The organism is Novipirellula sp., from assembly GCF_041583735.1.
Taxonomy (GTDB): domain Bacteria; phylum Planctomycetota; class Planctomycetia; order Pirellulales; family Pirellulaceae; genus Novipirellula.
In genome coordinates this window covers 1-3,176 of record NZ_JBFHFD010000838.1, presented here as the reverse complement: position 1 = coordinate 3,176, position 3,176 = coordinate 1, and the positions used below count along the sequence as shown (strand labels likewise).

Below are 3,176 nucleotides of genomic sequence, written 5' to 3'. Positions count from 1 at the left end.
GGCGTCGACCTGCATTTGCACAGGATTAGCCAAGTCCGGAAATTGGACTTCCGATGCAAAGAGGTTCAGCTGATAACCTTCGGGAACATTGATCTGCGCCATCGATTCTTCGGGGCTCAGGTAATCAATGCTGCCTTCTTTTTCGGCACTCGAACTTTTGCTGCCTCCGCCGACGTTGGAGATTACTTTCACCGGTGGAGGGACATTGCTGTCGTCGACCACATGTTTTTTGCCTTCGGCAGCCGCCCAAATCGCCTTGTCGCGGTTGGCGGTCATCACGTCGAGCATCACCAATTCATGCTTTAGCACGTCGGCATTACTTTGGCCATCGACAAAGGTTAACGTCGATCGGCTACCCCAGACGTCGTTGCCATCGGTGGCGTGATAACGATTGTGCCAGTGCCAGTTTTTGTCTTTGACCGCGGCATAGATGTCGCCAAGCTTGTCTTGGTCTGCAGCCGGTTTACCCAGCAGGGCTTGCGAAACGATTCCGCCAAGTTGGTAGTAACCGTTTGCGTTCAGATGGATGCCGTTGATCGTGTACGTTTCGGAGCTTGATGCGAACAACTGCATAGTGGGGGTGAACAGGTCGACAAAGGTGACGCCCGCTTCCGCCGCCGCTTTGCGTGTCGCTTCGGTATAGACCGCCAAATTCGCATTCAGCTCGGTACCCTCGGGAAGATGCCGATTGCCGGTATTTTGGTAGGCAATGGGGCTGAACAGAACAAAGCGGAGATCTTCGCCCTGTTCACGCCGCAGTGCACTATATCGCTGAATGAGTTTGACCAACTCGGCTTGATAGGCATCCGCGCTGCCCGGTCCCGCGAATGACTCGTTGTATCCGTAGAAACTGAATACAACATCAGGCGCGACGTGTTGCAGGTACTCGTCATCGTTGGTGAAACCTTTGCTACGAGGTTTCTTGTTGACCATGTCGCCTGAAAAGCTCATGTTGCGAAAGCGGACGTTCATCCCTTTCAGATGGCTCTGCAGAATCGTTTCGACCCAGGGGTCATGCTGCATTCGGTCGGCGAGACCATTGCCGTATACGGCGACCACATCGTTGGGCTCGAAGCCGAAGGACTGGTCGGCTCTGGCCGATGGGGTCGCGACCGTCCATGAGACAAAACAGGTGATCAGGAGTACAGACAGGGGGTGTTTTAGCATTGCAAAGAAGCTGCGATTCATTTTCTGGATGTCGCTTGGTTTTGTCTGGGCTGTCATGCGAACAAGCTCGCACAATGACACAGGGGGCTAGGAAAGGTGCGATTAATGGGGCGTTCCCCGACGGTAGGTACGAAGATTGTAACCTAGATGGGTGCGAAACGAGAACCAGAATCGTCTCTCACACCGATTCTTCTTGGGTTTGATGGCTTCATGCGCCGTTTGCGCGGAGGCATCCGAGGGTAACCCCGATCGCAATCCGCACTTTGTCGTCTGCACCCAAATCTCAGCTACCGGGGATACGTTGGTGGCCTGAGTCTTCCGTTAGACGCATGAAAAACGTTCAATACAGACTGGGTGCCCCCTCGCTGCGCCGCGACAACACCCCTGAATTCGTCCCGAAGTCGATACGATTGATCTCGGGTCCTGCTGCGGGGCGGTTTGTGGTTCCCCGTGGTTGAGCCCGCCGTTAGGTTGTAAAACCGATGGTCTCGGCCGATCCGGGCTCCACGATCTTTCTGCAGCAACGCCATTCCATTTTTATGATCACGACATTCGATGAGGCCTACCAGTTTGTGCTGGAGCAGAAGGTTTGCACGGTCTTCGGCAGCAAAGGGTCTCCGTACACTTCGTTGTGGGACAACACAGGATTGTCTGAAAAGAAACCCAAGGCAGGAGGCTGGAGTCCGAAGGTCATGGCCGTTTGGGACTGGAAGACGCGAATTCCGCAGACTTATCCCGATGCGGTGTTCTATGGAAAAGTCCCCGGCGGCGATGCGGTGCTGATGGAGATGCAGCATTTTCGTGAACATCACTATCCCGTCGCCTTTAAGCCAATTGGCGAGCTGGATCCGCTGGCCCAAGAAGTTTACGAATTCATCCGACTGGAACCTGATTACACCGGTCCGCTTCGCAAGCGAGCGATCACGCGACTGGGGTGCACAAAGAGCCAGTTTGATACGGCGCTCAAAAAACTGCAGGTGAGTTTGAACATTGTTCGCTCGAACGACCCGAAACTGAAAAACGATTTTTGGCTTCCGATGCGTGAAGTGCATCTGGACATTGTTCGCGAGTACGAGTGAAAATCACTCACAAATTTTCACGAAGGCAGGAGGCACGAAACAGGGCACGTCCAGCGATGAATCTCTGAGGTTGTGGATCTTGCAAAGGATCCTGTTGTGCTCAAGAAACCGGGAGCTTTAGCAAGCTCCACTACATTAGGATTGAGCTTGGGCAAACCGCTAGGCCGTTTGGCGTTGCGGAGAATGGTGGGCGTAGCGAGCCTGCAGCATTTCGGTGAGGGTGCGGTTCAGCGACGACGGGGCTACCCGCAAGTGACCATCATGCGACGATTTTCGTGCGTTCGCTTTGTCGGCGATCAAGTACCAATAATCGAGTTGGGATGCAGCAGCGAGTGAATGAAAACAAGGGACGCTGAAGTTTTCATCGCCAGTGATTTCAAGTACTTTCGATCCCGGAGGCATCATCAGAATATTGGTCAGACCGGCACCATGGTTGGTGACCACACAGTGAGCCTGAGAGAAAATTTGTAGTTGTTGTGTCCAGCTAAGATCTTCTGCCACTACGGTGCGAAAACCATGCTCGGCTAAGACGGGAAGAATGTCTTGTTCGTTTTCAATGCGTCGACGCTTAGCGTTGCAACGGCTGACGTAGATTCGTGATGTTTCGATTGGCGAGCCGCTTGCTAAGGTCGTGTCCGCTGCTAAAGACGCGTCCGTCGCTTCGCCAGTGGAGATCTGGTTCAAGAACCGCTTTCGCAACGCCTGGATCATCGTGTGACGAACATTGCCGCACGACGCGACGTGCGAGGGCATCGTGAGATCGCGGCAGCGGATTCTCTCAAATCGATGCAGGAAACGCACTTCTTTGAGCCCATAGGTACGCAGCGATTCCGCCACAAACTTCATGCGTCGAAGCTGTGCGGGCAACAACAGCGTCATCGACTGAAGGTCACAGTGCATCGCTGCCAATTCAAGTCGCGGCAAGGCGTC

General features: G+C 53.9%; 3 protein-coding genes. 1 reads left to right on the top strand and 2 read right to left on the bottom strand.

Going from position 1 to position 3,176, the window contains the following annotated elements; translation table 11 throughout:
- Window positions 1-1,023: SGNH/GDSL hydrolase family protein (locus ABX962_RS33505; protein ID WP_372726025.1), on the bottom strand; the 1,023-nt coding region annotated here is incomplete at its 3' end.
- A 683-nt stretch (window positions 1,024-1,706) separates the two neighbouring features.
- Here ABX962_RS33505 and ABX962_RS33500 point away from each other — a divergent pair.
- Window positions 1,707-2,246: a hypothetical protein gene (locus tag ABX962_RS33500; protein ID WP_372726024.1), complete on the top strand. Its 540-nt coding sequence runs from the start codon at window positions 1,707-1,709 to the stop codon at window positions 2,244-2,246.
- A gap of 159 nt (window positions 2,247-2,405) precedes the next feature.
- On the opposite strand, the gene ABX962_RS33495 is transcribed toward ABX962_RS33500, so the two are convergent.
- The coding region (locus ABX962_RS33495; protein ID WP_372726023.1) for a DUF563 domain-containing protein at window positions 2,406-3,176 on the bottom strand (771 nt) is incomplete at its 5' end.